The sequence below is a fragment of the Dyadobacter sp. 22481 genome, assembly GCF_052044875.1.
In the GTDB taxonomy this organism is placed as follows: domain Bacteria; phylum Bacteroidota; class Bacteroidia; order Cytophagales; family Spirosomataceae; genus Dyadobacter; species Dyadobacter endophyticus.
Genome location: NZ_JBQENV010000001.1, coordinates 1213748 through 1239926 on the forward strand (window position 1 = coordinate 1213748; position 26179 = coordinate 1239926).

The following is a 26179-nucleotide window of genomic DNA, read 5'->3' on the forward strand; positions in this document are numbered from 1 at the left end:
TAAGTTGAATGAGTCTGCGGGGCCGTATGTACCGGTTTAGAAATGGAGGTTTCGGGGAAAGTGGAGGTACAATAAGGGGTTAGTGCTTTGATTGGTAATTGTTGTTAACACACTATAAAATATTAGGTATGAAGAGATTATTTCTCGCATTAGGGTTGCTGTGCATTGCTTTCTGCGCTTTGTCCCAACAATATCAGGTCGATACACTTTACAAAACAGGGTCGCAGGATAACCGAATCAATGTCGTCATTCTGGGCGATGGGTTTACAGAAGCTGAAATGCCAAAATTCGAAGCGGAGGCTAAGAAGTTTACGGACTTTTTTCGATCCTACCATCCTTACGATCGCTATCGGGACTATTTCAATTTTTTTGCGATTCGTACACCTTCGAAAGAGAGCGGTATTACAAATCCGGGCACAGCTGGTGACGCTTATCCCGATCAGCCAGTCGAGACGAAAGAGACATTCTTCGGAGTTTCTTTCGGTAAGCTTTATCAAAGGTTACTCTATGTCACCAAAAGGGAAATTTACCTGGATGTGCTGGCTACTCATTTTCCTGCTTACGATCTGGTTATTCTTTTGGCAAATACCCAGTACTATGGAGGTGCGGGAGGAACAGGAGGGGCAATTTTTAGCCTCCAAGAAAATTGGGACAATGTGGGAGTTCATGAAGTTGGGCATGCACTAACGGATCTAGCCGACGAATATTGGCAGGAACCGTATGGGCTTTATTCCAGAGAAGGACCTAATATTACTACCGATAGCTCGGAGACTACTGTTAGATGGAAAAACTGGCTCAATTTTCCTCCCATTGGTGTTTACAGACACGGGTTGCAAGGCGAAGCCGCTCGATGGTACAAACCAGCCCAGGGCACTTGTTTAATGGAAGACATGAATAAAGGCTATTGCGCTGTCTGTCGTGAAGCGGTAGTGGAAAGCATTCTGGGGCTCGTCAATCCCGTTGATCGGGTTGAGCCTGACACTGCTTCTATCATCAATGTTGAGAAGCAAGTAACCTTCAAACTCGTTTTGTTGAACCCGGATCCCAATAGCCTCGAGGTGGAATGGCGTTTAAATGGAAAGCGTATCTCGGGGGATACTGATGAATTGATTTTAAAGCCTGACCAGGTAACAGACGGTTCGATATTAACGGCTACCGTGTTTGACTCAACCGCGATAAGCAGGCGAGATGGGGTGAAAAATTTGCGTAGAAAGACCATTCGCTGGTCGTTGCGATCGGCACTTCCACGAGTATTTCAAGTGGTAGCATCAGCGGATAGTGTTTGCGCGGGCGATACGATCACGTTGACAGGTTATGGTTGTGCGGGGAAGGTGTTATGGTCAACCTCGGGAAAGGGCGAATCTATTTCAGTGGCCCCAAGCGAAAGCATCATTTACAAAGCTGAATGCAGAGTCGACGGAAATCCACCGCCGATTGTGGAAGTCCCCATTACCGTTCTGCCGCTGCCGGTGGCGACAGCGGGCAATGGAGGGCCATATGTAATCGGGCAAACAGTAGAGTTGACCGCCTCAGGTGGTGTGGATTATCAATGGAGGGGGCCAAGAAATTTCAGAGCGAATGCGGCGACTGCATCGATACGCGAAGCCGGTATTTACAGTGCGGGCATTTATGAGGTGAGGGTAACCGGGGAAAATGGTTGCGCCAAAACGCTTCAAACGGTTGTGAAAATCGACCCGATTTTGTCGGTGGCAGGTAGTGAGGAGAAATGGTTGAACATTTTTCCTAATCCTGCGAGAGGCCTGATTGCCCTGGAGACCGCATTGCCGGGCGAATCACGCATCGCTTTTTACGATCAGGCGGGGAGATTAGTGTTGTCAAAAAATTTTCAATTCAAAACTGAGATGGTGATTGATGCGCCGCCGGGGATTTATATTTATCGGTTTATAAATGGCAGCAGGGAGGTATCGGGCAAGGTCGTCGTCGAATAGACATATGTAACATGCAACAAAAAAGTCTCCTTTCGGGAGACTTTCTCTTATACCAATGCCGATTTGGGCTTGCGGCCAACCTTTGTGCGGTTGCGTATCTTATCGGGGCGGGGGCGGATTTCTTTGTCCTGAAAATACAGCTTTAAGGATTCGATGATGATGTCCTTTTGCGTCAGACCTTCCCAGTAGCCGTAATCCTTCATATTTTCCATCAGCACGAAATCACAATCGAAAGTGACTTTGGTGGGAGCACCGTCCACGACTTCGACTGCCTCTTTAATTACTACGGGCTCGTCTTCCTGTAAATCAGCAACCAGGGGTAGGGGTGCAAAATCAAACTTCCTTTCCTTTGCCATAAGTGTCAGTTATTTATTCGTTCCAGTATTTCTTTTGTCAACTTATAATAATCTTCTGCTCCATTACTGTTTGGTGCGTATTCAAAAATCGTCGTTCCGTTGGCCTGTGCTTCCGACAATGCGATGTTATCGCGGATGTAGGCTTCCATGAACACCTCGCCGAGCTGCTCCCGCGTCGCCATGATCAGTTCGTGGCTGATCTTCTTACGGATCTTTGGGTTGTAGCGCGTCGCAAACACGCCGCCCAGATTGGTGCTCGGGCTGATCTTTTTGATCTCCGCCGAATACACCAGGAAGTTCCGCAAACCCTCGTAGCTCAAAAATTCTGCCTGCAACGGAACATAATACTGGTGGCATGAAACCAACGCAAGTCTCGTGTTTCCATAGAGTGCAGGAGGGCAGTCGATGATCACAAAGTCGTAACGGTCCTTCACTTTCTCCAATGCAATTTTCAGGTTGAAAGGAAAAACAGGTGCCGACTTGATCGTGTCTTCCCGGTGGATCATTTCGGCTGATCCGGGCAAAACATCAATGTCTCCAACACGCTTGACGATCTCATCAAATTCGTATTCGCCGGTGATGAACGAGCCGCTGTCTTTTTTAAGCCCGGCATGATGAATGCCGAAACTTTTGGTAAGACTCGCCTGTGCATCCAGGTCAATAACCAGCACACGTGCATTGGCAAATTTGCTGAGACCGGCAGCAATACTCTGGGCAGATGTAGTCTTTCCCACACCACCTTTGTTGTTGACAATACTGATGATTTTCATTTAAAAGTATTATAAGTATAAAAAGTTAATAGTTTATCTCATGTCGGATTTGTAAATAAACATAAAATAATTTTAACCCTAATCCTTATAAATAGAAAGTCGAAAAAGTTTTTGTCGTGGTAAATGTATCAATCATTTTAAATGAATAAAAAGTATTAAAAGAATTTTTTTAGAAATATTTTACAATGATTTGATAATCAATATAAATAAAGGTATTGCCGGCTTGCCTTAAAACAGTTGTCACCCTGGGCGGAGTTGAAGGGCAATGCGATATAGTCGCCGCATTTGCCCTTCGACTCCGTTCAGGGTGACATATTGGTTAACAAAAATCTTCTAAACCGCCGGATTAGGCGCATTCGCGGGCGTTACTGCCGCCAGTTTCGATTCCACATATTTATGAATGCGGTACATCAGCAAGGCAGTAACGATCACGGCGAACACAACTACATCACCGAGTAACGGGTAGTTTTCGATGAAGCCCGTGCTTGTTTCCGAGACAATGAAGCCCGCGAGCAAGGAGGCAAGTCCACCGGCGATCTGCTGGATCGACGAGTTGATACCCATGTAAGCGCCCCGGTCGGCCGGGTCGGGAACGGCGGTCATCAGTGCCGAAGCCGAAATCATCCGGCCGGTGATCCCTACGAAAAGCAGGACATTCAAACCGATGATAATCCAAAGCGGCGTCACGCTGAGATTGCAATAAATGAGGGTCATAATGCAGGTGATCGTCGAGCCCATCAGGAAGACTTTATACTTCCCAGCCTTGTCGCTCAGCTTCCCGATCATCGGACTAAAGACAAGCATGGAAATGCCGGTCACCATATACAATGTAGGAAGCGATGCTTCGGCGATGCCCAGGTTATGTACCCCGAAGGCCGTGCCAAACGGCATCAGCATAAAGCCGCCGGTCGCGAGGAGTGCAGTGGCGGCAAAGCCCTGCAGGTAGTCGGGGCGGGAGAGTGTCTTGCCCAGGTGATGGAAGGCATTTCCTTTCTGCTGGATTTTTAAATGCGCATTGATTGGTTTCAATTTGACTACGATCAGAATGCCGACGATCAGGCCGAGCGCAACGATCATCAGGAAAGGCGCGTGCCAATTGAATTTGTTTGCGAGATAAAGGCCGATCGGAATGCCTAATACCTGGCTGCTCGCAAACGCCATTTGCACAAACCCCATGACCCGGCCGCGAACGTTGATTGCAAACAGATCGGTGATAATAGCAAAGCTGATCGAACCGATTACCCCGCCGAAGATACCCGTGAACACGCGGGCGGCCAGCAGTAAATGGTAAGTAGGCGCAAGCCCGCAGAACAAGGTGCCGACGAGGAAGCCGACGTAGAAGAAAAGCAGCAGCTTTTTGCGGTCGAATTTATCGGCAAAACCCGCAGTGAGCAACCCGGAAGCGCCCGCGCTGAATGCGTACGCGGAAACGACAAGCCCGAATTGGCTGGTGGTAATGGATAATTTGTCGAGCAGGATGTAGCCCAAAGGCGATAGCACCATGAAATCGAGCACAACTGTAAACTGCAAAGTGGCTAAAAGGGCTATGATGAATTTTTCATAGCCGGTAAATGTGGGTTTGGTTTCTGACATAGAGTTTGTTTTTGTAAATTTTTAGTCTGTTAATTCTTCGCATACGTACCCCGCGCGGGTGACTAGCTCGATCACAGGCCCGCATTGCGCGTGTGTGGCCTCGATGCGCAACACCTTGTCGATATCCGCCAGGTCGACGTTCCATTTCAGGATGTCGGGGCAGCTATCCAGGGTAGTGGCGATCGATTTGACTTGTCTTGGATTGTTGATGTTGGTCTTGAAAACCAGCACAAACGCGTCGATGATTTTATGGTCGTTCATGGCAAACAAATTAAGGTGCGGACCGGTTTCAGCTTTCCTGTTAAGGTTTTAAGGCTTTTAACACCAATCCGAGTGTCAGGTTGATTTTCTCTTCATCGAAAATGAACGGAGGGCGGCCGGGCATACTTTTGCCCGCGATATGGAACTTCACAAGCTGGTAGAGGGGGGCAAAGGCTATCGACCAGTAAATTTCAACCGGCAGCGGCATAATTTCCTTGCGGTCGATCGCATTGTGGACAAACCGCTGCATTGCCTGCAAAAAACGCGTATCCACCGTCGAACGGTCCACCAGCGGTGAATGCTTCACCTGCTCCATGAACGTCATACTGTACGGGTTTTCAAGGCAATAGTTCATGCGATTGATCCATTGCCGCTTCAAGCCTTCATCGAAATGCACGTCCGGATCGAAATTTAACAATGTCGCCTCCGTCATTTTGCGCGATTCATCGGTATAAACCTGCTGGATAAGATCCTCGCGGTCTTTGAAATAAATGTAAATCGTAGCCACCGATACCCCTGCGGCTTTGGCGAGTTTGTGCATGCTCAGCCCGTCGAAGCCGTGGTTCACGATGAGCTCGATCGCCTTCTCACGGATCAGCGCCTCCTTGTTAGCGTCCCTAAGTCTCAATTGTCAGCGGTATTTTTCATGGCGCAAATATAAATGAACGTTCGTTTATTTATAAATCTTTTAGCACAAATATTCGCGAATGGGGCTGATTAATAGGATACTATTTGGTGTAAGTGGTGCTCCATATGGTCGACGTAATCGTCGAAATACCATTTCAGCGTGTGCGGCTGACCATCTCTTCCCACACCATTTCGGGAGAGGTTCTCGGGGCGAATGGCCTTTGCGACTGCTGCCAGGTGGAGATTATAATGCTTCCAGGTCGCAATCAGCTGTTCGGTGGCGATCTCGTTGTACCTGCTGAACCCTACCCAATCGTTCTGATTGTAGAAGATCACCGGCTCATTTTCGGACTGGATCCTGATAAACCGCTGATGGTTGTTGGCAGCACTGTCGATCAAATGGCCTAAAATTTCTTTTTTGCTCCATTTTTCGGGCGTAGGTTTACTTTCCAGCGCTGTAACCGGAATGGCCTCGATGAGTGCCGGGATGTGTTCGCAGAGCCAGGTTAAACGGTCAATAGAAGCGGTGATGTCCATATTTTCAGGAGTGAGTGGTGATAATAAAATTCTCGATTACCTTCTTGTTGTAACCTTTGTATCCGCCTTGAAAATCTCGTCCGGCAATAGCCACAAAATCGGCCATTCGTTGCGAATTGAGCTGTTCGAGTAACGTTTGATAATCCCCATCATATTTAATAAAATAACCTGAATAAACCGTCACATCCGGGTTTTCATACAAAATGAAATTCGGCTGGCGGTTCATCGGCGAGAAAATGATCTTCTTGCCAAATGCATTATCTAACCCCTGAGCCCTCCCGAATGCATACCACGCAACTGCATTGGGCTTCCCGTTATCACGACGATCCAGTTCGGGTTTTACTTTAATAAGATAGGAATATGTTTGAGGAAATTCTGCTTTAAGCGTTTCCTCGGGGATAATGCGCTGTTTATCAGAGCTGTCTTTCTGGTAGGGAAATAGGATATATTCGGTAATCGCGTCGTCGGCAGCTTTCAGCTTGGAGCCTTTGATAATCGGTTTAAGTAAGTCCTTTTCCAAATGCGTGAAGAAGCCATTCTTGTTTTTGACGTAAACCAGGCCATTCTTCTCGCTGATAATATTGAACAGATAGCAACCGTCCGCCAGCGTCGTCAATCCGACCGAAATTTTACAAATGTCACCCAGCCGCCGGCCTTCCTGTATTGTCTGTTCGTTGACAGAAAGCTGCCAGGGGATGTCGTTCTTCAATTCGAAGTGGGAAATATCGCGCCCTTCGTATTCGAAACGGTTGTTGATGCATTGTTCGAAGCGGAAAACATCGGCTTGCTGCCCGCCGAATAGGGTGATAGCAGGGTAGGTTGAAGCAGCGCCAAAGACCGGCACATCGCGGTAATTGGTAATAAGTTTTAAATTTTGATTTTTGCAAAAATACTTTCGCAAAGGCCCGCCGGATTCTGAAACGAGATAGGAGTTGGGCGTAATCAAACCACATATGCCATCGCGCGCGAGCAGCTTGGTTGCGAGTTGAAAAAACGCGATAAATGCATCGGTAGACCCCGTGCTGCAAAATGAGTAATGCTTCTGAATGTATTTCCGCTGTACCTCAGGCAAATGCTGAATGCGGATGTAGGGCGGATTTCCGACAATCAGATCGAATTTCTCCCGGGATCGCCATTGTTTCAAAGCATCGCATTGGCGCAATTGCCAGTCAACCGAAATGCCGAGCGGTGCAATGAGCGCGTCGAGGTTTTCACGGCATTGTTGCAACGCTTTTTTGTCAACGTCCCAGCCATGAAGTCGTTGCAGCTTTTGGGCGATTTCGTCGGTCGGCGTATTGCGAATGATGAATTCCGCGATCGGCACCAGGAAACGCCCGTCGCCACACGCCGGGTCGAGCATACGTTTTCCGGTTAAATCCGTCTCATAAAAACCGCAATGCCGCAGTATTTTGTCGACAATATGAAGAGGCGTATAAACCTGGCCCAGCAATTTTTTGCGCGCGTACGTGCGTGTTTGTGAAGCCATCCGGTTTAGAAGTCGATGCCGCGTTTCGTGTTCAATACCTGGGTTACAAATTGGGAAGGCGAAAAAACCTGCATGACGCCGCAGTGCGGTTTGAGGTCCCGAACGTTGCTTGTAATGAGATGATCGCACTCGGTCTGCAAGCCATGAAAATATTGAAAAGCGTCTTCAATATCTTTGAAATCGGATTGAATACCTTCTAAAAAATAAGTTTTATCACTGGGGCAAAGATGTACCAGCGACAGATATTGTTCAATTTTCATTCGTAAATCCTTCCCTCGCAACCCGTTTTTTTGGAGAACATAGGTAAATGTATAGAGAGAACCGGGCGAAATATATACAGGAATATTCTGATTTTTGGTCAACAACATCAAATAGCTAATTTCCATCGGTTGCCCAGTGACCCTGTTAAGTGCGTGATCAAGCAGCACATTTGTATCCAGAAAAAACTTCATAGGCCATATCTGTCACGAATCATCATTTCCTTGATTTCGTCATCGGACATATTGCTCATAAAGCCCTGTGCGCAACCCATCAATCGATAGGATAGCGACGAACGGAATTTAATGGCGTCAGACTGAGTGGATTTCCGATATTCCACGGCAGGTTCTTCGGCTCTCATCACCGGCAAATTTTGGTCCGGTTCGGGATAATCTACTTGCTTTGGTTTGCCTGGACGGCTGGCACCCGAAGCCGACTTCGCCTTTTGTTTTTTTGCAACTTTCATGTTTCTGCGTGATGATTGAGTGTCAAATCAAATTTACACCCAAAACTTACTCATTTCAATTCGCACATCCGGAACCCCTTTATCCTACGGACCGAATTAGTTACCACCGGCGGTGCGATGTCAGAAAATAGCACTTCGTAAGTGGCTTCGTTGAATGAAAAGGTGCTCCCGTCCGCTCGTGTACGCTTCGTCCCGGCATGAAACAACTTTCCGGTCTCCCCGTTTTCTAATGCGTGCTTATCAATGAACCCAAGCAAGGAGGCAATGGTGCCCTCGGTGTCGGATTGGTGGAACGAAATGCAGAAGTAATGCGAGGTCTTGGAGCCGGGCCTGTGGAGCTGGGAAGAAGGGATGTTCAAAACATAGTCTCCGGCCAGGATGCCCGAGCGACGTTTCATGGACTTGATGTCGACGGCGAAGTTTTCGGCGTCGGAGCGGATGAGGAAGTCCTGCCCCCAGTCCTGTCCGTCGGTGGCGCCAAAGGAGCGCGCAGGGCGGGGCAGGTGGTAGCAGTCGGCGAAGACGATCTCGCCGAGCGTTCCCGTGAAGCGCATCATGCGGGTCTGCGCGAGGCGGTCTTCGTTCTTATCCCAAATATTGGAGATATGGTGGTGTCGGATGGAATGGTTGACCAGCTGGCGGGCAAAAAATTTCTGCTCGTCGCTGACCGAGATTTGAATAAACGTGCCGTTGTTCAGAACAATTTGCTCCATGCAAACCTTATGGCTAGCAAAGTGAGTACAAAACCGATTAAAATGACCGAAAATGGAACGTAAGTGAATGCTACTAAGTGGATTCTGTCGAAAAACCACATCACGCCGATGAGCGCGGCAATTAAGGTAAGAAATCCTGAAATTTTCCCAAAACCGGGTATCAGGGAGAAAGGAATCTTACTTTTGATCAACATCAGCGTAATCGCCATCGAAATGACAGGCAAATACTGCAAAACGATGTTGGCTTGCCAGATGCTCTGGCGTTCGAACAGAAAGAGGTAAATGTTGAGCGTAACCGCGAAGATGCCCGGAATGCAAACTGCGTAAACCAGGATGGCATAAATGATACTCCAGAATTTTATATCCCGGCTTCCATCCGCCGCCGTCCCAACCACCCACGCCGTAAATGGTAATATCAAAAAATAAACTACCGCAGGCCAGGGATTAGTTGAAATGGAGGCGAAGAATTGTGATAGTGTCATGTTGTGAAAGGGAGGAAAGGAGGAAGGGGAGGAAGGAAATTTAGAAAGATCTAGGGAATATTACTTACTCCCTTTCCTCCATCCTCCCTTTCTAAATTTTATAGCCCCAATAAAAATCCGATCGTGAAATTAGCGTCCCAGTCGAATACGAATTGCTGGCAGCCGGTTGCGTCGGTTACGGCTTTATAGATGTTAACTCCTGCTTTGGATTTGGCATTTGTCAATTTCGAATAGGCCAGGGGCGCGCTTAATGTGGTGTAGCGTTCCTTGCCCTTGCGTACTTCCTTTGCCATTTCGAAAGGTACTCCGCCGATAATGAAACAGGTGTTGCGGAGGTTGGCAGGAATTTGCTTTGCCTTGGCGCTCACTTCCTGGTATACTTTCGAATCGTCGGTACCGTCCTGGAAGTACTTCGCTCCGTATGATTCGAGAGCGGAGATTTTTCCGCCGTTGATCCAGGAGATTTTAGTGTTGCCTGAGCCAATGTCCACTACAAATGCCTTGTCGGCGTATTCGGTTGGAAGTACCGACTTCAACGCCAGCTGGCCTTCCTGCTCTGCCGTTACCTGGTTTACTACATAGCCAAGTGACTTCAATACACGGGTAATCTTGGTTGTAACCTCGGCCTTCGCAGCGCCTGAGCTTACCACGAAATGGATGTCTTTGCTGCCCACGCCATAGTCGAGCATGGTACCGATGTACTTTTTCAAACCAATGCGAACATCTTCGTCAGTAGCCATATTCTCGGTCACAAGGCTATTTCCAAACTCCGATTTTTCGAGTTTCCAACGTTTGTCCTTATCAACGGTAATGATAAATGAGTTGAAACCGCTGGCGCCAAGTTCTACCACACCTTTCAATTTCCCGTCCACGGGCGCGGGTGGCGTGTACGTGAATGCACTCGTAGCCGACGTAGTGGCTTCGCTGTTCGATGAGGTGCCCGGATCAGATGCGGTGCTCTCAGCCTCGCCTGTTGTCGCTTCGGTCTGAGGGGTCTGTGCCTGGTCCTCGGCCATTTGATTCAGAGCTTTTTTCCCGCCCAGGTATTTATACCCAACAAATATGGCCCCCAAAATCAGGACGGTGATGATCAACCGGCCGGCAACTGTTAGTCTTTTCATGTGTAGTTATGGTCTGTGAAATGAAAAATATGAAGCGAATAAATGAAGAATTATCAATCCAGCAAGCCCTTGTAGCTCGAATCTTTCGGGGTATCTATCGAGCGGGTGGCGGGCTGTGGCGAATCCAGCTGGATCAGTCTGAACTGACCCGAATTGTAAGCTTCCAGCATCGCCTGGCCTTTGTCGGATAGCAAACCATTCTGCACATCCACGCCATTGATAAAGTCGAGCGACAAATCCATTGCACGTTTCATCTCTCCAAGCTTCTGACTCATATCGTCCTGAATGTACTCCATCGACTCGTCAAAGTAGAACTTCTTGTCGGGGTTACCCTTGAAAATGCTGATAGCGGTACGCAATGCATTGGAGCTTTCCTTTACAATTCTATATTCTGCTTCTTTTAGTTTAACCTTTATCTCGGTTTCTTTAATAATGTAATCTGCACTCTTGTTTACTTTTTCCATAAATTCGAGCACGGTCTTCATGTTTCGCTGCAAGGGGAGAAGCTTCTCGTTCATTTCCTGCAAACCGGCTCCTTCGATGGTAGCGAGCGATGCGGTTTCCTTCATACCAGGGCGATCCAGCATGGTGCTCGCCTTGTTGGCTTCTGCAAATTTCTGCTTAATGCGCTCGTTGTTCTCATTAATATTCTTGTTCAGCTTCACCAACTGGCCCGCCAGCGTATTGATCTGCCCTTGCATTTTCTCGCGTTTTTCCTTTAAGTCGTCGACGTAAATCTTCATGATCGCGATAGGGTCGAGCTTGATAATGAGGCCGGTAATGCTGCGCATCAGCGATTTAAAGAGGAAGAATGCCGCCGTGCGAACATCTTTGCTCGTCAGGAGAAATATTACCAGCGCGAGCACGGCCATCAGGAAGCCGAGGTATAGCGTATTCTGGGTTACCTCGATCAGGAAAGCGGCTATTTTGTTCCAGAAATAGAGAACTATGGCGCCTACGCCTCCCATAAAAAGGAGGGAGGTAATGCCTTCCGGTCGGCTCCAATAGGATTTCTTGGAGTTATCCTCCTGTGAGCCGCCGATCTGGGTGAAATCTGGTGTTGCCATTGTGATTTAGTTGTCAGGTTTATTGAAGATATTGATTGATTTTGGCCAGATCAGATTGAATCTGGTCCACAAAGCTCACGTAAGTGACCTCAAAGCTGTCCTTATTGGTATTAATCTTGGCGGTTTGTTCAGAGACCTCGCCGGAGATCTGCCCCAGCCGGTTCTTGTTATCGTCGATTTTCTTCTGCAAATCAATGATTTGCTGCGCATAAGTAGCATTAGTTTCTTCCAGCTTTTTGTGTTCTTCCTGCAAAGCACCCACCCGTTCTTTGATTGCCTTTTCGACATCTTTCAGGAACGAATCGCGGTCTTTGCTCAGAATTCCAAGGTACTGATCGGCGGAAGTTTTGAGAACGGTGGTATCTTTTGCGCCACCCATGACTTTGAAACTCGCCCAGGCTGCCTGAAACTGTTTTTCCTCGCCCAAACCAAGCCCTTCCATACCTTGTAGCGCCTGCTTGTATTCGAAATAATCAGGGCCGGGCAGGTTCGCTTTTTCGAGGAGATTAACAAAATGCTCCACGAATTTCTTATCAATCTGGCCGGTTCCCGCGGCATTTGTCACCGTAGCGGGCGCGGAAGCAGGTTTGGACGGTTCGGGAGCGGGGCCCGTGGCGGTCGGCTTTTGAGGTGTTGCGTCGGCATCGTTGATAAAAAAGCTAAGTATCTTTTTACCAATACCCGGTTCAGAGTCTGCCATAAGTGTATAAAGTGTTAAGTTCCACAGTTTTTGTCGGATCAATATTACTAAAATTCGGAGGATTTCATAGGGGGCGATATTTACCAATGGTGCCCTGTGTTGATGAAGCCTCTGAAATTTTGGATGGGAATTTCCGCTAATCCTTGAAACCCGCTCGTTTTTTGCGGATGTTTGCCAAAAAATAAATCCTTATGCTCAAATTAGGTTTTAATAGTGCAATTCTGGCCGATTTTGGCTTCGAACATGTCGTTCAATTTGCCGGAAACAATGGCTTTTCGTGTGTGGAAATGATGTGCTGGCCGGCCGATAATGCCGACAGCCGCCGGTATGCGGGCGTGACCCACATCGACGTGAGCAACCTTACCGACCAGAAGGTGGCGTCCATCAGGCATACCCTGAGTGAAGCAGGGGTCTCCATTTCGGCGCTGGGCTACTATCCGAACCCTCTCGATCCCGATCCGAATCGCTCCGAATATTATATAGAACACATTAAACAGGTAATCCGCGGGGCGGCGAAGCTCGGTATTCCGGTGGTGACCACTTTCATCGGGCGCGACCCTTCCAAAAGCATTAAGGATAACCTGGCCCGCTTTGCCGATGTATGGCCCGCGATTGTGAAAGTAGCCGAGGAAAACAATGTAAAAATAGGTATCGAAAACTGCCCGATGTTCTTCACCGACGACGAATGGCCGGGAGGGAAGAACCTTGCGATCAGTCCTGCTGTGTGGGACAGGATGTTTGAAATTATTCCCAACCCGTTGTTCGGATTAAACTACGATCCGTCGCATATGATCTGGCAGATGATGGACGAATTACTGCCAATTTATAATTATAAATCAAGATTACACCATGTGCATTTGAAAGATGCAAAAATTTATAAAAATAAATTGAATAATGTGGGTATTCTGGCCAATCCACTGGAATACCACTCTCCCAAGCTCCCCGGACTCGGAGACGTGAACTGGCGCGGTTTCTTCGCTGCGTTGACAGACGTACGCTATCGCGGCCCGGTTGTAATTGAAGTAGAAGACAAAGCTTACGAAGGAAACATCACCGATGTGAAGAGCGCTATTCTTACCAGCCGTAACTATGTGAATCAGTTTTTGGGCTGAGAATGCATTCTTGCAGAAGCCGTTTGATGTATAGGTATGGTATAAAAAACGATATCAGTACCGCTCAAAAAATACCGCACATGATCAGGATCTGTGCGGTATTTTTTTGATTTATATTTATAAATTCAGCAGGTATTATAAATGTAAATTAACGCTATTTCTTTTCCAGAAACCGTATTAGCGGGCTGATAAAGCTGTTGAAATCCTCGATATGGGGCAAGTGGCCGATATTGTCCAGCTCCACAAGCTCGCTATTGGCAATTTTTGCCTTGGTTTGTCTGCCAAGTTCCGGATAATTCCCAAGCGTTTTTCGCACGTGCTCAGGCACCAGGTTTTTCCCGACGGCGCTTCGGTCGCGTTGGCCGATAATGAGGAGCGTAGGAGCCTTAATCTGCCCGAATTCGTAGCAAACAGGTTGTGTGTAGATCATATCGTACGTCAATGCGCTGTTCCAGGCCACTCTCGGGTAGTCTTTGCCGAGCGTCCAGCCTGCCAGAAGATTTGCCCATCTGGTGTAGGCATCCTTCCACTTGCCATCGTAGTAGCTGTTTAACTGGTAGTTTTTAATGGAATTGAAATCGCTTTTCAGTTCGCTCATATACCATTTATCCACCGGCTGGAATGGCACTTTCACCTTATAATCTTCCAGGCCGATCGGGTTTTCGAGGATGAATTTCTCGACTGCTTCCGGATACATTAATGTGAAGCGGGTAGCCAGCATCCCGCCCATTGAATGCCCCAGAATGGCGACCTTGGTGATGCTTAATTTGTCGAGGATCTTTTTAGTGTTAGCTGCCAGCTCGTGGAATGAGTACTGGAAATGCAGCGGCTTGGTCGATTTTCCAAAACCGATCTGATCGGGAATGATCACGCGAAAGCCTTTATTTGCAAGTGCTCTGGCAGTTTCTTCCCAGTAGGCGCCATTGAAATTCTTCCCGTGCAGGAGCACGACCGCGTGCCCGTTCGCACGCGTAGGGCGCACATCCATGTACGCCATGCGGAGCTTTTCGCCCTGCGATTCAAATTCCAGATAGTCGACGGGAAATGGATAGGTATATGCTTCCAGGTTCATATCCAAGGGCCGAAGCAAGTCGTTTTGCGCCTGCACGGCGGTAAATGAAAGGAAGAGCAGGCCAATGCCCAGGCTAAGTTTTCTCATAGGTTCAGCACTTTAAAAGCGAAAAGAGGATAACGTCGCCGCTATCCTCTTTTTGCATGGAAAAATATATACCAATATACCTTAGTCGATCAAACGGGCTTTGGTTGACAAGTAGGCCGTCAACGTCGCCAGCACACCCACGATCGCGAACGACCAGCGGAGGTTGGCGAATTGCGCCACGATACCGATCAACGGTGGGCCGATCAGGAAGCCGATGAAGCTGATGGAAGAAACCGCAGCAAGCGCCATTCCCGCCGACATTGTTTTGGATTTACCGGTTGCGCTGTAAACGAGGGGAACAACCGATGATACACCGAAACCTACCAGCAGAAAACCGATCGTTGCAGGGACCAGGTAGGGGAATGTCACCGAGATCGCCAGCCCCGTACCCATTAGCAAGCCACTTAATTGTAGCATTTTGCGGCGTCCGAGGCGATTGGCAAGCCAGTCACCGGCAAAACGTCCGCCTGTCATGGTACCCATAAATGCCACATAACCGAGCGTCGTCATAGAAGCAGGCACGTGAACGGCCTCCTGGAAATAGACGCCGCTCCAATCGAACATCGCACCTTCGCAGACCATCGCACAGAAGCCGATCAGGCCAAGTGTAAGCAAATCGCGGTCGGGTTTGACGAACATAGGTTGCTCTTCGCCAGCCTCTTTTTCAGTGTCGGGCATTGTATGCTTGTAGGCCGTGAAAATGATGGCAAATGCGAACACGGCGATAACCAGAAAATGCACATGGGGTGGGATGTGGACCGAAATGAACAATGAACCAATCATCGCGCTCACGAAGCCTGCAAGGCTCCACAGGCCGTGAAATGAAGCCATAATGGATTTTCCATAGACTTGTTCTACGGCCACAGCCTGGGTGTTCACCGCGATGTTGGTAAGGTTACCCCACAGCCCGAATGCGAACAACGCAATGACGAGCTGCTCGGTCCGGGTCACAAAGCCAATGAATGTCAGGGTGATAGCATACAAAACCGCACCGATGAGCACCATTTTCTTGCTGCCGTAATGTGTTACCATCCAGCCGGAGATCGGCAGGCTGGCCATCAGACCAAGAGGAAGTGCGAGAAGTACGGTTCCAAGCCCGCCTTCTGTCAGGTGAAGCATGTTCTTAATGTCGGGGATCCGGCTTGCCCAGGCAGCGAAGCTGAGGCCTTGCACGAAGAAGAAGGCCGCGACGGCCCATCTTAGATATCGTCTGGAATCGGAAGGAGCGAATATTGAATAGTTCATGAGTGGTGTGATTTGTATATCTCTAATATAATTTTTTTAATTTCTTTGATTCAATGACAAGTGCTTCGAAAATTGCATTATGAGCAGTTGCTGATTCTTATCTAATGCAAAATTAACGCATCTGGCACTTATTTGATTCATAGAAATTGTATTTTTTAAATTAAATTAAAAAGTATGTGTTGTACAAAACCAAGAATTGTTGCATTTTAGAGATTGAACTGCGCGTGATTGGTCGGTTGTAAGCGAAATAGTAGGCAAAACGGTCGCTGTTTTTTAACTTCACAGATCACCTAACCCCTGCCCGATGCGAGCCATTTTTTCCTCACTCCTAAGTTTACTTGCACTCCAAACCTGGTCACAAACCGCCTCTCCCGAGCGGCTCGACAAAATCCGGGCGACCTTGCCGGTTATCGAACGGCTCTATCGCGACTATGCGGAGAAAAACCATTTTCCGGGACTGGCTTTCGGGCTGGTGGTGGATGGGAAACTGGTGCTATCGGGCGCCAACGGGTTTTCCGAGATCGCTACATCGACGAAAGCAAGCCCGAAATCGCTTTTCCGCATTGCTTCGATGTCGAAAAGTGTAACGGCAATGGGCATACTGGCGCTGCGAAAGGAGGGGAAGCTCAAACTCGACGATCCGGCTTACCACTATATTCCCGAACTGAAAAGCATGCCCTCGCTCACCGCGGACGCACCCGCGATCACGATCCGGCATTTGCTTACACACATGGCCGGCTTTCCGGAGGATAATCCCTGGGGCGACCGCCAGCTGGACACCAAAGACGAAGACCTGATCGCGCTGATTTCGAAGGGCATTTCCTTTTCCAATGTACCGGGTGTGACTTATGAATATGCCAACCTGGGCTTTGCAATGCTGGGGAAGATCATCAGCAACGTTTCCGGCAAACCTTATCAGCAATATATTAATGAAGTGATTTTTAAACCGCTGGGCATGACCAGTACCATTTGGGAATACACTGAGGCTCCCAAAAGCCTGCTGGCACATGGGTATCGCTACGAAGACGATGTGTGGAAGGAAGAGCAACTGGAACATGACGGGACCTACGGTGCGATGGGCGGACTTATCACTTCCATCGACGATTTCAGTAAGTATGTGGCATTCCATTTATCGGCTTGGCCTCCGTCGTCCCAAGTAGAAACTGGGCCGGTAATGCGCAGCGACGTGCGCGAAATGCAAATGCCCTGGAACTTCAATAGTCTGAACGCTTCCTATAAATACCCCGGCGGGCGTCCGTGCGCGATGGTTTCGGCATACGGTTATGGGTTGCGATGGAGCAGGGATTGCGAGGGGAGGACTGGTATCGGCCACACAGGCGGTCTGCCCGGTTTCGGCAGCCAGTGGCAGATTTTGCCGGAATATGGCATCGGAATTATTGCCCACGCAAATCGCACGTATGCAGGCATGGCGACGATCAATACAGCCGTGCTCGACACGGTCATTGCATTAGCCGGATTGAAACCTTTGCCGGTAGCCGTTTCCAGCATTCTAAAACAACGAAAAGAGCAACTCATAAAACTCCTCCCAACGTGGCAGAATGCGGAGCGGAGCGGCATCTTTGCAGAAAATTTCTTCCCGGATCGTTCCGTATCGCACCGCCGCAGGGAGCTGGATGCATTGCTCGCCAAAGCGGGGACCATTACCGGTTCGACGGACATGGTGGCTGAAAACCAGTTGAGAGGCACATTTACGTTGAAATGCACTTCGGGGATCATCCGTGTATTTTTCACACTGTCACCCGAAAATCCTGCATTGATCCAGCAGCTCGATTTTTCGGCGGTGAAATAAATGTTTTACTAAAAAATCAAGAAGGGAATAGGGGGACCGAGGAGGCCGGTTGTCTCGAAAGAAACAACTTAGCGATTATGAAAAGGACTATTCTATCACTCATCTTCATTTTTAGCCTGGCTGCGACGGCCAACACCTTTGCGCAGGATAACCAAACGCTTTTTCAAAGCCAGGGGATTCATCGGTCGGGAGGTTACGCGGCGATTTCCAATAAATTCACGAAAATCAACGGAGATTATGCGAATATGGCCGAGCTGTACGGTGGCTGGTTTATTAATCAGCGGTTTTTGCTCGGGATTGGGGCTTCTGCTACGACCAACTACATTCCGGTACCGGTTTTAGAACAGAATTTCCCAGCCCGTAAAATGACCTATCAGTACGGTCAGATCGGGTTAATGACGGAATATGTGTTCGCATCGACGCGTAAGGTGCATTTCACGGCCAATTTGCTGACGGGTACGGGCTTCACCCTGCAATACGACCGCCGCGATTTCGACGATCGGGATTGGGACGACTGGGACGATCGCTACGACGATGACGACATCAAATGTTTTTTCGTCATGGAACCTGGTGTGCAGGTAGAGTTTAATTTGCTGAAATGGATGCGGTTTAGCCCCGGGGTTTCTTATCGTAAAGCATTTAATGCAAAGGGCAATGGCCTTACAGATAGCGATTTGAGTAACATTTCTTATAACCTCACCCTGAAATTCGGACGGTTTTGAGCGAAGAGCGGGATTAAGTGCCGTTCACTAACTGTTGTGGCATTTAATCCCCCTTTTTCCCGAACGGTCGCCAATCTTTCCGTGCATTCATTAAGTTAACCGCTTGATAATCTTTGTTGAAGGACAATAGGAATAGAAATAGTAGAGTTATTAAGTGATTGCACACTATGAGGAAAACAAAACAAGAGGAAAGATGCGTTTATCGGGATTTGTAATGATGGGGTTTTTAATGCTCGCTGCCTCCGTTGCCAGGGGGCAGAACGTCTACGATGTGATCGTGGCAGGCCGTACGATCGGATCTTTAAAGGTATTTGATGAAAAAGGCGTCGACAATACGGAAACGCACCGCATTGAGTCGGATTTTAAAGTCATGTTCTATAAAGGGTCATACTCGACCCAGACCAACTATGTGCAGGGGAAGCTCGTTTCGGCCACCTGCGCACATCACGTCAACGGCGATCTTAAGGAAAAAACTTTGACGAAAACCAGTTCGAAATCGCTTTATGAAGTGTTGTTTTCGGGCGAAGATGCGGAGGATAAGCCAAGCATGGTTGTGAACAAGCCCATTAGCAGCACCATTACCAGCCTGTATTATAAAGAACCCATCAACATTACCGAGGTCTATTCCGAACGGTACGGCAAGATGTGCAACATCCGGAAACTCTCTGACGGCAAGTATGGGGTGACCTTGCCGGACGGCAAGCAAGGGGTGTATTCCTACAAAAACGGCCTTTGCCGTGAGGTAAAGACCGATCTTGCAGGTTTTAAATTAAGAATTGTATTGAAAGAGGGGAAAACGGCCCTCCGCTGACACCCTAAATCGCTGTCTGCTTCACATGCTTCAAGTCCGAATTGTCACGGATCTCTTCATTGGCTATTTTTACCAGTACATCGCCTTCTTTAACGTCTCCGAAGATCTCGGTTTTTTCAGTATTGCTGCTGCCCGTCGTCACCGGTACCCACACCGCCCGGTTTTCCACGACCTTGATTACGTAAGTGCCTTGCGTCGAGTTCAGTACGGCCGACTTTGGAACAGCAAAAGTGCCTGCATTGCCTGATAACGGGATCGAGACCTCCGCAATCATACCAGGTAAAAGTTTTCTATCGGTGTTAAGTACATCCATTTCCGTGCGTTGCGAGCGTAAACGGACGTCCAGTGCGCCCGCGAGGCGGGTTACCTTGGCCTGAAAATCCTGGTTAGGCAACGACTTCACTTTAAATGTAACCTGGCTCTGGTTTTTGAGGTAGCTTGTATATTGCTCCGGCACACTCACAACCAAACGCAATTTCCGCTGCTCTACCAGCGTGAAAAGCGGAAATTCCGAGCCTTTACCCGACGGTCCCACGTATGCGCCCGTACTCACATTACGCGCGGAAATAATGCCGCTGAAAGGAGCCCGTATTTCGAGGTAATTGCGGGTATCTGTGATTTCACGGCTGGCAGACCGAGCCGCGTCAAGCTGAGCGAGGTCGGAGCGCTGTTTTGCCAGCGCCACGTCCAGATCGTTCTGGGAAACGGTACCGGGTGTTTTGCTGGTTTCCAGCAAACGTTCATAATTAGCTTTGCTGGCCTGGTAAATGGCTTCAAATGATTTCAGGCGCGATTCGCTCGTTACCAGCTGGGAAGTGAGCTCTGGCGCCTCCATCGTCGCCAGCAGCTGGCCTTCGCGGACTTCGCTACCCACATCGACATGGAGTTTTTTGACAAAACTGCTCACTTTCGCGTAAATATCCACTTGCTGGAACGCGATCAGTTCGCCAGGGATTTGAATGTGCGATGCGAGTTGTTCCTTTTTAAGGGGGAATGCATCCACCAGGTGGACGCTCGTTTCAGCGGCGGCTTTTTTGCCCTCTTCTTCTTCGGCCTGTGAGGAACCGCAGCTTTGCAGGACCGTCGCTGCACCTGCAACGAGTACGGTCATGGCAATTTGATGAATATGTCTCATAGTCGGATAAGTTCGGTTTTTGATTAGCGGGTCATTGGAACATAAAACTTGCTTTCTTCATCCTCGGGATCGAGCGAAACGCTTTGTGTCGTTGCTTTGCCCTGTCCCCACGCAAATACGAGCGGAAGAATGAACAATGCGGCGAATGTGGAGGCGATCAGCCCGCCGATTACCGCACGGCCCAGCGGCGACGACTGGTCACCTGCTTCCCCCAGGCCACTAGCCATGGGTACCATACCTACCACCATCGCAACGGCGGTCATCACAATAGGGCGGAGGCGCAATGCAGCCGATTCTTTCGCAGCTTCAATGGCATTACCACTGTGCTTTCGGAGCTGTTCGGCGTTGGTAATCAAAAGCACGGCATTGGAAATGGATACCCCCACGGACATGATAATGCCCATGTACGATTGAAGGTTCAATGTGGAGCCAGTTACCATCAGCAATGCAAGCGAACCGAGAATTACCGCCGGCACGGTCGCCAGTACGATCGCCGACACTTTAAACGACTGGAAGTTAGCAGCCAGCATCAGGAATATCACGACAATGGCTACAACGAGCCCGTTTTGAAGACTGTCCAATGTATCGGTCAATGTTTGGCTCAAACCGACCAGCTCTACGGTAAGCCCGCGGGGGAGTTCTCCGAGGGAGGCCAGCGCTTTTTTCACGTCGGCTTGTGCCACACCTAGGTCGATATTATTCAAATTCGCAGTTACCGAAAGCACGGGCATGGCACCGAGGTTATCGTTTTCGCCATAAGTGGTATCAGGTGTAATGGTGGCAATGTCGCTCAGTACGGGACGATTAGCATTTCTCAGCAATGGGATTTCACCCATTTCCTGTACGCTGTTCATCTTGCTTTCCGGGATTTGCACTTGCACCGCGTAGCTGAAACCGCCTTTTTCGTCGACCCAGATGTTCTTGTCGGTATAGCGCGACGAGGAAGTCGAAGCGATCAGCGATCTCGAAACATCATTCATATCCACACCCAGTTGTGCCGCCCGCATCCGGTCGACTTCAATTTTAATAGCAGGGTATTTGTTCGACTGACCTAATTGAATGTCACGCAAATAGCTGATTTCCTTCAATTTAGCGATTACTTTCTGCGCATATTGCTCGTTCACTTTCTTATCACGTCCCGACATCCGTACTTCAATCGGCGTGGGGGAGCCCTGGCTGAGGATCTTGTCGGTCAGTTCAATGGGTTCGAAAGACATGGTCAGATCCGGGATGGCCTGCTTTACTTCCTTGCGGATCTTTTCTTTTAGCTCATCCAGGTTCGTGTGGAATTCCTCGTTCAAACCCACTTGCAAAACCGCTTCCTGAGGGCCTGCCATGAACAGGTAAATCGGGTTTACTGAGAACAATGAGGGGTGCTGGCCCACATAAGCCGACGTTACCGACACATTTTGCGGCCCCACGATCTTCTTGATAATGTCGATCGTTTTCAGTGTTTTCTCTTCCGTGCGCTCCATACGCGTGCCCTCGGGAGCACGCAAGCGCACCTGGAACTGGCTGCCGTTTACTTTGGGCAAAACATCCTTTCCAATATTGGTAAGCAAAAATGCGGCTAATGCCGTGGTAATGATCAGGTATGCGACCACTATCGGCTTCCGGAAAGGCATTACGCGGTTGATGAAGCGCATAAACCGTGCCCGGATCCGCTCGAATGCACTGATTTTGCCATTCTGGTCGGTATCTGCCCGGTGAATCAATGCCTCTTTTTGGGCATCAGGGTCTTTGCTGAGGCCGGAGGCGGCAAACTCTTCGGCGTCGGTCATTTCCGAACCGTCGGCTTTCTGGTGGTGCTTCACTTTCATGATCCAGTTGGCCATTACCGGCACGAAGGTCTGCGCCAGGAAGTATGAAACGATCATACTGAAACCGATCGCCAAAGCGAGCGGAAGGAACAATGACCCGGGAATGCCTCCCATGGTAAATGCGGGTGCAAATACGGCCAGGATACAGAAAAGAATCAGCAATTTGGGGAATGCGATTTCCTTACAGGCATCCCAAATGGCGAGCGCCTTGGGTTTGCCCATATCAAAATGCTGGTGAATGTTCTCGATCGTCACCGTACTTTCATCGACAAGGATACCGATAGCGAGTGCTAATCCACTCAATGTCATGATATTAATCGTCTGTCCGAAGAGGTTCAGGAACAAAACGCCGGAGATAATGGACGTCGGGATGGTCAGGATTACGATCAATGCACCGCGTGGGTCACCCAGAAAGAGGAGTACCATCAATCCGGTCAGGATCGCACCGATGGCACCTTCCGTGAGCAAACTCATCACGGAGTTCATGACATAAGTAGACTGGTCGAACTCGTAGCTCACCTTCACGTCCTCCGGCAATGTGCTCTGAATGCGCGGAATGGCGTTTTTCAGGTTTTGAACTACTTCCCACGTCGAGGCGTCGGCGCTTTTGGCAATACTTAAATAAACCGAACGCTTGCCGTTCACCAGCCCGTAGCCGGAAGTAATGTCGGCACCGTCTTCCACCGTCGCCACATCGCGAAGGTACAAGTTCTGCACGCCGCCTTTAAACAAGGGGATGTTTTCAAACTCCTTAACTGTGTGAATGGTCGTATTGGTAGGCGTAATGTAGTTTTTATCGCCAATACGCACGTTACCCGATGGAGCTGTCTGGTTATTCACCCTTAATGCTTCCACCAACTGGTCGGGGGTGAGGTTATGGGCGCGAAGCAGCTCCGGGTCGGCTTTTACGACGATCGTACGAATATTACCACCGAAAGGGGGAGCCGATACAAGTCCGGGAATAGAAGTAAACGTCGAGCGCACGTATACGTTCGCGAGGTCGAGCAATTCGTTGTTGCTGCGTTTTTCAGAGCTCAGTACAAGCTGGCCAACCGGCAATGTCGAAGCATCGAACCGGATGATGAACGGTGGGTTGGAGCCCGGCGGGAAAATGGCCTGCGCCCGGTTGGTGAATGCACTGAGCTCCGCCGAGGCTTGCGCCATGTTGGTACCAGGGTAGAAGTTCACCTTCATCAGGGTAAGCCCCTGGATGTTCTTCGTTTCAATGCTTTTGATCCCGTTCACATAGAGGAGGATATTGATATATTGTTTGGCAAAGAAAGTCTCCATCTGGTCGGGCGTGTAGCCCCCGAACGGGTGCGCGATGTACATCACCGGCAAATCGAGTTTCGGGAAAATATCGACCTTGATCTTCCGCACCGCATCGATACCGAAAAAGAATAAACCGGCCACCACCACCATGATGGTTATGGGTTTACGTAATGCAAAACGTATTAAATCCATGTTACAAGAGGAATTGTAATATAAAATTCAGTTAGCGGGTGAGCGCTACTGGTTCAGAAACGTACCGATATCGCCACTGGCAGCGGCTTTGAGCAGCACTGCCTGCCAGATATTCGTCGCGGCGATGTCGCGGCTGGTTTCAGCGCGGTTCAGGACGTAAAGCGCCTGTGTCATGTCCACGATATTGCTGAGGCCGTTTTTATACAAAACACTCTTCTGCAAATAGGCGTCGGAGGCCGATTGTACCTGCACGGGTGCCTCGTGGTAATTGGCTAGGGCATTGTCAATCTTCGTTTCGGAGAGAATGAGCTGGTTTTTCAGTTGCTGGTCCGCCAGGTCGTATTCTTCTTTTAATGCATTGGAAACAAACTTCTGGGACATCACCTGCTGGCGCGTGCGCAGGATGCTCGTCATGTTCCAGGTAGCGCCGACACCGAGCAGGTAGTTGGCCCTGACCGGCTTGATGCCCTCGAAATAGTTATGGGTATAGGCCGTCTGATCCTGGGCATAGCTCGATGAAAATCCGGCACCACGACCTTGAAATACCCCAAACAGCGAGAAAACCGGCATCCCGAGCGTGTGGAAGTATCTGGCCTGTTGTTCGCTGACGGCAATGCGGTTGGCATAGAACTTCAAAAGCGGGTGATTTTCAGTTTTGCCGGCAGAATCGGCCAGTGTGCGGGGAATGCGTGCGAGCAACAGCGTGTCTAGCTGGAAACGTTGATCGGTAATGCCCATGAGCCGGGCAAGATTGTTGGCCTGTTCCTGCTCAAAATCCTTTGCCTGGGTAATGCTGATCTTCGCATTGGACACTTCCGCATTGGCCAGCGAGGAGTCTACGCCCGGTATCAGCCCGTTTTTGGCGCGGGTAACTACAACGGTTTTCAATGCATTGGCGCGTTCCAGGTTGTTTTCCCAGGAACGGATCAGGCGCTGGGCGGCGAGCAGGTTCAGGTAAGCGGCGGCTACGCGTACACTGTGCTGGAATTGCTCCTGTTCCAGATCGGCCCGGTCGCGGTTCACGGCCGATTGCGCCACGTTGATACGCTCGCGTGCCCGGCCGAATGCGAAAAAATCCCAGTTGACGTTGGTCAGATAAAGTGCTCCGAATGCCGAGTTCCAGTTTTGGTGTGGCAGCGGCAGGCCTGAGGACGCCACCGAAAGCCCGAGGCCGTAGAGCGGGCCATTCTGGCCGTTGATGGTGCCGTAGTCCTGCTGGGCCGAGAGGTTGAAATTGGGGAGGTATTCCTTTTTACTTTGCAGTACCGTCGCCTTCGAGGCATTCAGGTAGCTAGTCTTCGCTTTGATGCTCCCGTAATTGGCGACCGCAGTTTCCACGGCCTGTTGTAATGTAAGTGTTTGGGCACATAGTTTCTCACCGGCTCCGACCAGCGAGAGGGTCAGTAACAGGGAGGGGAAATACTTCTTCGATGTCATTTGCATTCAGAATTATATGGCAACTGAACCGGGTAGTCCGACAGGCCCGTCGAATTGCTTCGCAAAGGTAATCCGGTGGCTGGCAGCAATGTTTATTACTTTCAAACAATATCTTATAAAATTCAAACATCCCTAACGTTCGTGTACGCGGTACGATTTCGGGGTGATGCCGATCTGCTTTTTGAAAAGGTTATTAAAGTAGGCGGGATATTCGAATCCGAGGCAGAATGCGATTTCGGCGATGCTCCAGTTGGAATGCCGGAGCATTACTTTGGATTGCGTCAGCACACGGTCGATAATGTGTTCGGTGGTAGTTTTTCCGGTGATTTCTTTCAATGCCCGGTTCAGGTGGTTCACATGCACGCCGAGCCGGGTGGCGTAGTCTTTGGCAGTTTTCAGTTTGAGCTTATGCTCTGGGGATTCGATGGGGAACTGGCGTTCGAGGAGTTCGTGGAACAGGGACGACAGCTTCGCCGAGCCGTTCACATGCACGTCGCTAACCTCCGACACCTGCATTTTCATCGCTTCGTGCGAAAGCACGTTCACGTAGTTGCGCATAAGGTCATACTTATGCACGTAGTTCGATTCGATGTCGGCCTGCATTTTACCAAAGATACTGAGCAGATATTCCTGCTGCTCTTCATCAATGAAATACACGGGAATGGAGTCGTTGCGCAGGATAGGGCAGTCGCTCACCGTCGCTGAGCGGCTAATCGTACTCAGGAACTGATCTGTAAACAAGCAGAAATAGCCCGATTGCTCTTCCGACAGTGCCTGCCATGAATACGGCACGTTCCGGTTGAAAAAAACCAATGCGTTACGGTTGATATCGATCTCCTGGTTGCCGTAGGTAATCTTCCCTTTTCCAAGGATGAGCGAAATCTTGTAAAAGTCCCTCCTCGCGTAGGAAGTGTATTTGTTGCAGAATACCCTGGAGAACACATTGAAATGACCTTCATCTCCGGTCGTTTTGTCCGGACCTCTTAGTCCTTTCGCGGCGGGGTGCGTCTGGTAAAAATGCGCTACGGTCTCATTCGGTATCATGAGCTGAAATTATGAAATTCAAATATTGGCTACA

Annotated in this window: 25 protein-coding genes; 5 read left to right on the plus strand and 20 right to left on the minus strand. The window is 49.2% G+C overall.

The features are described from left to right. Positions 1 to 128 precede the first annotated feature (128 nt). Positions 129 to 1949: a M64 family metallopeptidase gene (locus tag ACTJJJ_RS04670; protein WP_440701595.1), complete on the plus strand. Its 1821-nt coding sequence runs from the start codon at positions 129 to 131 to the stop codon at positions 1947 to 1949. Between the two features lie 47 nt (positions 1950 to 1996). Here the strand turns inward: ACTJJJ_RS04670 and ACTJJJ_RS04675 are convergent, their stop codons facing one another. From ACTJJJ_RS04675 to ACTJJJ_RS04740, 14 genes are all read right to left on the minus strand, one after another. Then, positions 1997 to 2305: a hypothetical protein gene (locus ACTJJJ_RS04675; RefSeq protein ID WP_188930123.1), complete on the minus strand. Its 309-nt coding sequence runs from the start codon at positions 2303 to 2305 to the stop codon at positions 1997 to 1999. A gap of 5 nt (positions 2306 to 2310) precedes the next feature. Next, positions 2311 to 3075, minus strand: coding sequence for a ParA family protein (locus ACTJJJ_RS04680; RefSeq protein WP_188930121.1), 765 nt, complete (start codon positions 3073 to 3075; stop codon positions 2311 to 2313). Positions 3076 to 3408: 333 nt separating this feature from the next. Beyond that, a complete protein-coding gene (locus ACTJJJ_RS04685; RefSeq protein ID WP_188930119.1) occupies positions 3409 to 4668 on the minus strand; it encodes an MFS transporter in 1260 nt (419 codons plus the stop codon). Positions 4669 to 4689: 21 nt separating this feature from the next. Next, positions 4690 to 4929 (minus strand): hypothetical protein, encoded by a 240-nt coding sequence (locus ACTJJJ_RS04690; RefSeq protein ID WP_188930117.1) that lies wholly within the window; start codon positions 4927 to 4929, stop codon positions 4690 to 4692. Between the two features lie 40 nt (positions 4930 to 4969). After that, complete coding sequence (locus ACTJJJ_RS04695; RefSeq protein ID WP_229221567.1) at positions 4970 to 5557, minus strand: TetR/AcrR family transcriptional regulator; 588 nt, start codon at positions 5555 to 5557, stop codon at positions 4970 to 4972. 89 nt (positions 5558 to 5646) lie between these two features. Continuing rightward, positions 5647 to 6093, minus strand: a complete 447-nt coding sequence (locus ACTJJJ_RS04700) for a DinB family protein (protein WP_440701596.1) — start codon at positions 6091 to 6093, stop codon at positions 5647 to 5649. 4 nt (positions 6094 to 6097) lie between these two features. After that, positions 6098 to 7579: an HsdM family class I SAM-dependent methyltransferase gene (locus ACTJJJ_RS04705; protein WP_440701597.1), complete on the minus strand. Its 1482-nt coding sequence runs from the start codon at positions 7577 to 7579 to the stop codon at positions 6098 to 6100. 5 nt (positions 7580 to 7584) lie between these two features. Further along, entirely contained in the window at positions 7585 to 8031 is a 447-nt protein-coding gene (locus tag ACTJJJ_RS04710) for a type II toxin-antitoxin system VapC family toxin (protein ID WP_440701598.1), read from the minus strand. Continuing rightward, positions 8028 to 8303 (minus strand): hypothetical protein, encoded by a 276-nt coding sequence (locus ACTJJJ_RS04715; RefSeq protein ID WP_440701599.1) that lies wholly within the window; start codon positions 8301 to 8303, stop codon positions 8028 to 8030. Before ACTJJJ_RS04715 ends, ACTJJJ_RS04710 begins: the two co-directional genes overlap by 4 nt. 50 nt (positions 8304 to 8353) lie before the next feature. Next, positions 8354 to 9016: a hypothetical protein gene (locus ACTJJJ_RS04720; RefSeq protein WP_188930108.1), complete on the minus strand. Its 663-nt coding sequence runs from the start codon at positions 9014 to 9016 to the stop codon at positions 8354 to 8356. Continuing rightward, the gene (locus ACTJJJ_RS04725; RefSeq protein ID WP_188930106.1) at positions 8998 to 9498 is read right to left on the minus strand and encodes a hypothetical protein; all 501 of its coding nucleotides are present in this window, start codon (positions 9496 to 9498) and stop codon (positions 8998 to 9000) included. Before ACTJJJ_RS04725 ends, ACTJJJ_RS04720 begins: the two co-directional genes overlap by 19 nt. A gap of 98 nt (positions 9499 to 9596) precedes the next feature. Continuing rightward, on the minus strand, positions 9597 to 10619 hold the full coding sequence (locus ACTJJJ_RS04730; RefSeq protein ID WP_426294593.1) for a Ppx/GppA phosphatase family protein: 1023 nt from the start codon (positions 10617 to 10619) through the stop codon (positions 9597 to 9599). A gap of 53 nt (positions 10620 to 10672) precedes the next feature. Next, the gene (locus ACTJJJ_RS04735; RefSeq protein ID WP_188930102.1) at positions 10673 to 11686 is read right to left on the minus strand and encodes a hypothetical protein; all 1014 of its coding nucleotides are present in this window, start codon (positions 11684 to 11686) and stop codon (positions 10673 to 10675) included. Positions 11687 to 11705: 19 nt separating this feature from the next. Further along, the gene (locus ACTJJJ_RS04740) at positions 11706 to 12386 is read right to left on the minus strand and encodes a hypothetical protein (RefSeq protein WP_426294592.1); all 681 of its coding nucleotides are present in this window, start codon (positions 12384 to 12386) and stop codon (positions 11706 to 11708) included. A gap of 191 nt (positions 12387 to 12577) precedes the next feature. Here ACTJJJ_RS04740 and ACTJJJ_RS04745 point away from each other — a divergent pair, with 191 nt between their 5' ends. After that, entirely contained in the window at positions 12578 to 13498 is a 921-nt protein-coding gene (locus ACTJJJ_RS04745; protein WP_440701600.1) for a sugar phosphate isomerase/epimerase family protein, read from the plus strand. 154 nt (positions 13499 to 13652) lie between these two features. Here the strand turns inward: ACTJJJ_RS04745 and ACTJJJ_RS04750 are convergent, their stop codons facing one another. Together ACTJJJ_RS04750 and ACTJJJ_RS04755 are read right to left on the minus strand one after the other, a co-directional pair. Further along, positions 13653 to 14657, minus strand: coding sequence for an alpha/beta fold hydrolase (locus ACTJJJ_RS04750; RefSeq protein ID WP_440701601.1), 1005 nt, complete (start codon positions 14655 to 14657; stop codon positions 13653 to 13655). A gap of 81 nt (positions 14658 to 14738) precedes the next feature. After that, positions 14739 to 15902, minus strand: coding sequence for an MFS transporter (locus ACTJJJ_RS04755; protein WP_440701602.1), 1164 nt, complete (start codon positions 15900 to 15902; stop codon positions 14739 to 14741). Between the two features lie 304 nt (positions 15903 to 16206). Here ACTJJJ_RS04755 and ACTJJJ_RS04760 point away from each other — a divergent pair, with 304 nt between their 5' ends. The 3 genes from ACTJJJ_RS04760 (at position 16207) to ACTJJJ_RS04770 (ending at position 19245) form a co-directional block, all read left to right on the plus strand. Then, complete coding sequence (locus tag ACTJJJ_RS04760; protein ID WP_440701603.1) at positions 16207 to 17712, plus strand: serine hydrolase domain-containing protein; 1506 nt, start codon at positions 16207 to 16209, stop codon at positions 17710 to 17712. Between the two features lie 77 nt (positions 17713 to 17789). After that, on the plus strand, positions 17790 to 18434 hold the full coding sequence (locus ACTJJJ_RS04765) for a hypothetical protein (protein WP_440701604.1): 645 nt from the start codon (positions 17790 to 17792) through the stop codon (positions 18432 to 18434). A 193-nt stretch (positions 18435 to 18627) separates the two neighbouring features. Continuing rightward, the gene (locus ACTJJJ_RS04770) at positions 18628 to 19245 is read left to right on the plus strand and encodes a DUF6134 family protein (RefSeq protein WP_188930088.1); all 618 of its coding nucleotides are present in this window, start codon (positions 18628 to 18630) and stop codon (positions 19243 to 19245) included. A 4-nt stretch (positions 19246 to 19249) separates the two neighbouring features. Here ACTJJJ_RS04770 and ACTJJJ_RS04775 read toward each other — a convergent pair whose 3' ends face one another. From ACTJJJ_RS04775 to ACTJJJ_RS04790, 4 genes are all read right to left on the minus strand, one after another. After that, positions 19250 to 20380 carry an efflux RND transporter periplasmic adaptor subunit gene (locus ACTJJJ_RS04775; protein ID WP_188930085.1) on the minus strand — a complete coding sequence of 377 codons (1131 nt, stop codon included), beginning with the start codon at positions 20378 to 20380 and terminating at the stop codon, positions 19250 to 19252. Between the two features lie 23 nt (positions 20381 to 20403). Continuing rightward, positions 20404 to 23664, minus strand: coding sequence for an efflux RND transporter permease subunit (locus tag ACTJJJ_RS04780; RefSeq protein ID WP_440701605.1), 3261 nt, complete (start codon positions 23662 to 23664; stop codon positions 20404 to 20406). Positions 23665 to 23709: 45 nt separating this feature from the next. Next, positions 23710 to 25101, minus strand: coding sequence for a TolC family protein (locus ACTJJJ_RS04785; protein WP_229221564.1), 1392 nt, complete (start codon positions 25099 to 25101; stop codon positions 23710 to 23712). 132 nt (positions 25102 to 25233) lie between these two features. After that, positions 25234 to 26145 (minus strand): helix-turn-helix domain-containing protein, encoded by a 912-nt coding sequence (locus tag ACTJJJ_RS04790; RefSeq protein WP_188930079.1) that lies wholly within the window; start codon positions 26143 to 26145, stop codon positions 25234 to 25236. Positions 26146 to 26179: the final 34 nt, after the last annotated feature.

Coding starts and splice junctions, on each gene's coding strand:
- ACTJJJ_RS04670 (WP_440701595.1), top strand. CDS start 129: ATGAAGAGATTATTTCTCGCATTAGGGTTGCTGTGCATTGCTTTCTGC.
- ACTJJJ_RS04675 (WP_188930123.1), bottom strand. CDS start 2,305: ATGGCAAAGGAAAGGAAGTTTGATTTTGCACCCCTACCCCTGGTTGCT.
- ACTJJJ_RS04680 (WP_188930121.1), bottom strand. CDS start 3,075: ATGAAAATCATCAGTATTGTCAACAACAAAGGTGGTGTGGGAAAGACT.
- ACTJJJ_RS04685 (WP_188930119.1), bottom strand. CDS start 4,668: ATGTCAGAAACCAAACCCACATTTACCGGCTATGAAAAATTCATCATA.
- ACTJJJ_RS04690 (WP_188930117.1), bottom strand. CDS start 4,929: ATGAACGACCATAAAATCATCGACGCGTTTGTGCTGGTTTTCAAGACC.
- ACTJJJ_RS04700 (WP_440701596.1), bottom strand. CDS start 6,093: ATGGACATCACCGCTTCTATTGACCGTTTAACCTGGCTCTGCGAACAC.
- ACTJJJ_RS04705 (WP_440701597.1), bottom strand. CDS start 7,579: ATGGCTTCACAAACACGCACGTACGCGCGCAAAAAATTGCTGGGCCAG.
- ACTJJJ_RS04710 (WP_440701598.1), bottom strand. CDS start 8,031: ATGAAGTTTTTTCTGGATACAAATGTGCTGCTTGATCACGCACTTAAC.
- ACTJJJ_RS04715 (WP_440701599.1), bottom strand. CDS start 8,303: ATGAAAGTTGCAAAAAAACAAAAGGCGAAGTCGGCTTCGGGTGCCAGC.
- ACTJJJ_RS04720 (WP_188930108.1), bottom strand. CDS start 9,016: ATGGAGCAAATTGTTCTGAACAACGGCACGTTTATTCAAATCTCGGTC.
- ACTJJJ_RS04725 (WP_188930106.1), bottom strand. CDS start 9,498: ATGACACTATCACAATTCTTCGCCTCCATTTCAACTAATCCCTGGCCT.
- ACTJJJ_RS04730 (WP_426294593.1), bottom strand. CDS start 10,619: ATGAAAAGACTAACAGTTGCCGGCCGGTTGATCATCACCGTCCTGATT.
- ACTJJJ_RS04735 (WP_188930102.1), bottom strand. CDS start 11,686: ATGGCAACACCAGATTTCACCCAGATCGGCGGCTCACAGGAGGATAAC.
- ACTJJJ_RS04740 (WP_426294592.1), bottom strand. CDS start 12,386: ATGGCAGACTCTGAACCGGGTATTGGTAAAAAGATACTTAGCTTTTTT.
- ACTJJJ_RS04745 (WP_440701600.1), top strand. CDS start 12,578: ATGCTCAAATTAGGTTTTAATAGTGCAATTCTGGCCGATTTTGGCTTC.
- ACTJJJ_RS04750 (WP_440701601.1), bottom strand. CDS start 14,657: ATGAGAAAACTTAGCCTGGGCATTGGCCTGCTCTTCCTTTCATTTACC.
- ACTJJJ_RS04755 (WP_440701602.1), bottom strand. CDS start 15,902: ATGAACTATTCAATATTCGCTCCTTCCGATTCCAGACGATATCTAAGA.
- ACTJJJ_RS04760 (WP_440701603.1), top strand. CDS start 16,207: ATGCGAGCCATTTTTTCCTCACTCCTAAGTTTACTTGCACTCCAAACC.
- ACTJJJ_RS04765 (WP_440701604.1), top strand. CDS start 17,790: ATGAAAAGGACTATTCTATCACTCATCTTCATTTTTAGCCTGGCTGCG.
- ACTJJJ_RS04770 (WP_188930088.1), top strand. CDS start 18,628: ATGCGTTTATCGGGATTTGTAATGATGGGGTTTTTAATGCTCGCTGCC.
- ACTJJJ_RS04775 (WP_188930085.1), bottom strand. CDS start 20,380: ATGAGACATATTCATCAAATTGCCATGACCGTACTCGTTGCAGGTGCA.
- ACTJJJ_RS04780 (WP_440701605.1), bottom strand. CDS start 23,664: ATGGATTTAATACGTTTTGCATTACGTAAACCCATAACCATCATGGTG.
- ACTJJJ_RS04785 (WP_229221564.1), bottom strand. CDS start 25,101: ATGACATCGAAGAAGTATTTCCCCTCCCTGTTACTGACCCTCTCGCTG.
- ACTJJJ_RS04790 (WP_188930079.1), bottom strand. CDS start 26,145: ATGATACCGAATGAGACCGTAGCGCATTTTTACCAGACGCACCCCGCC.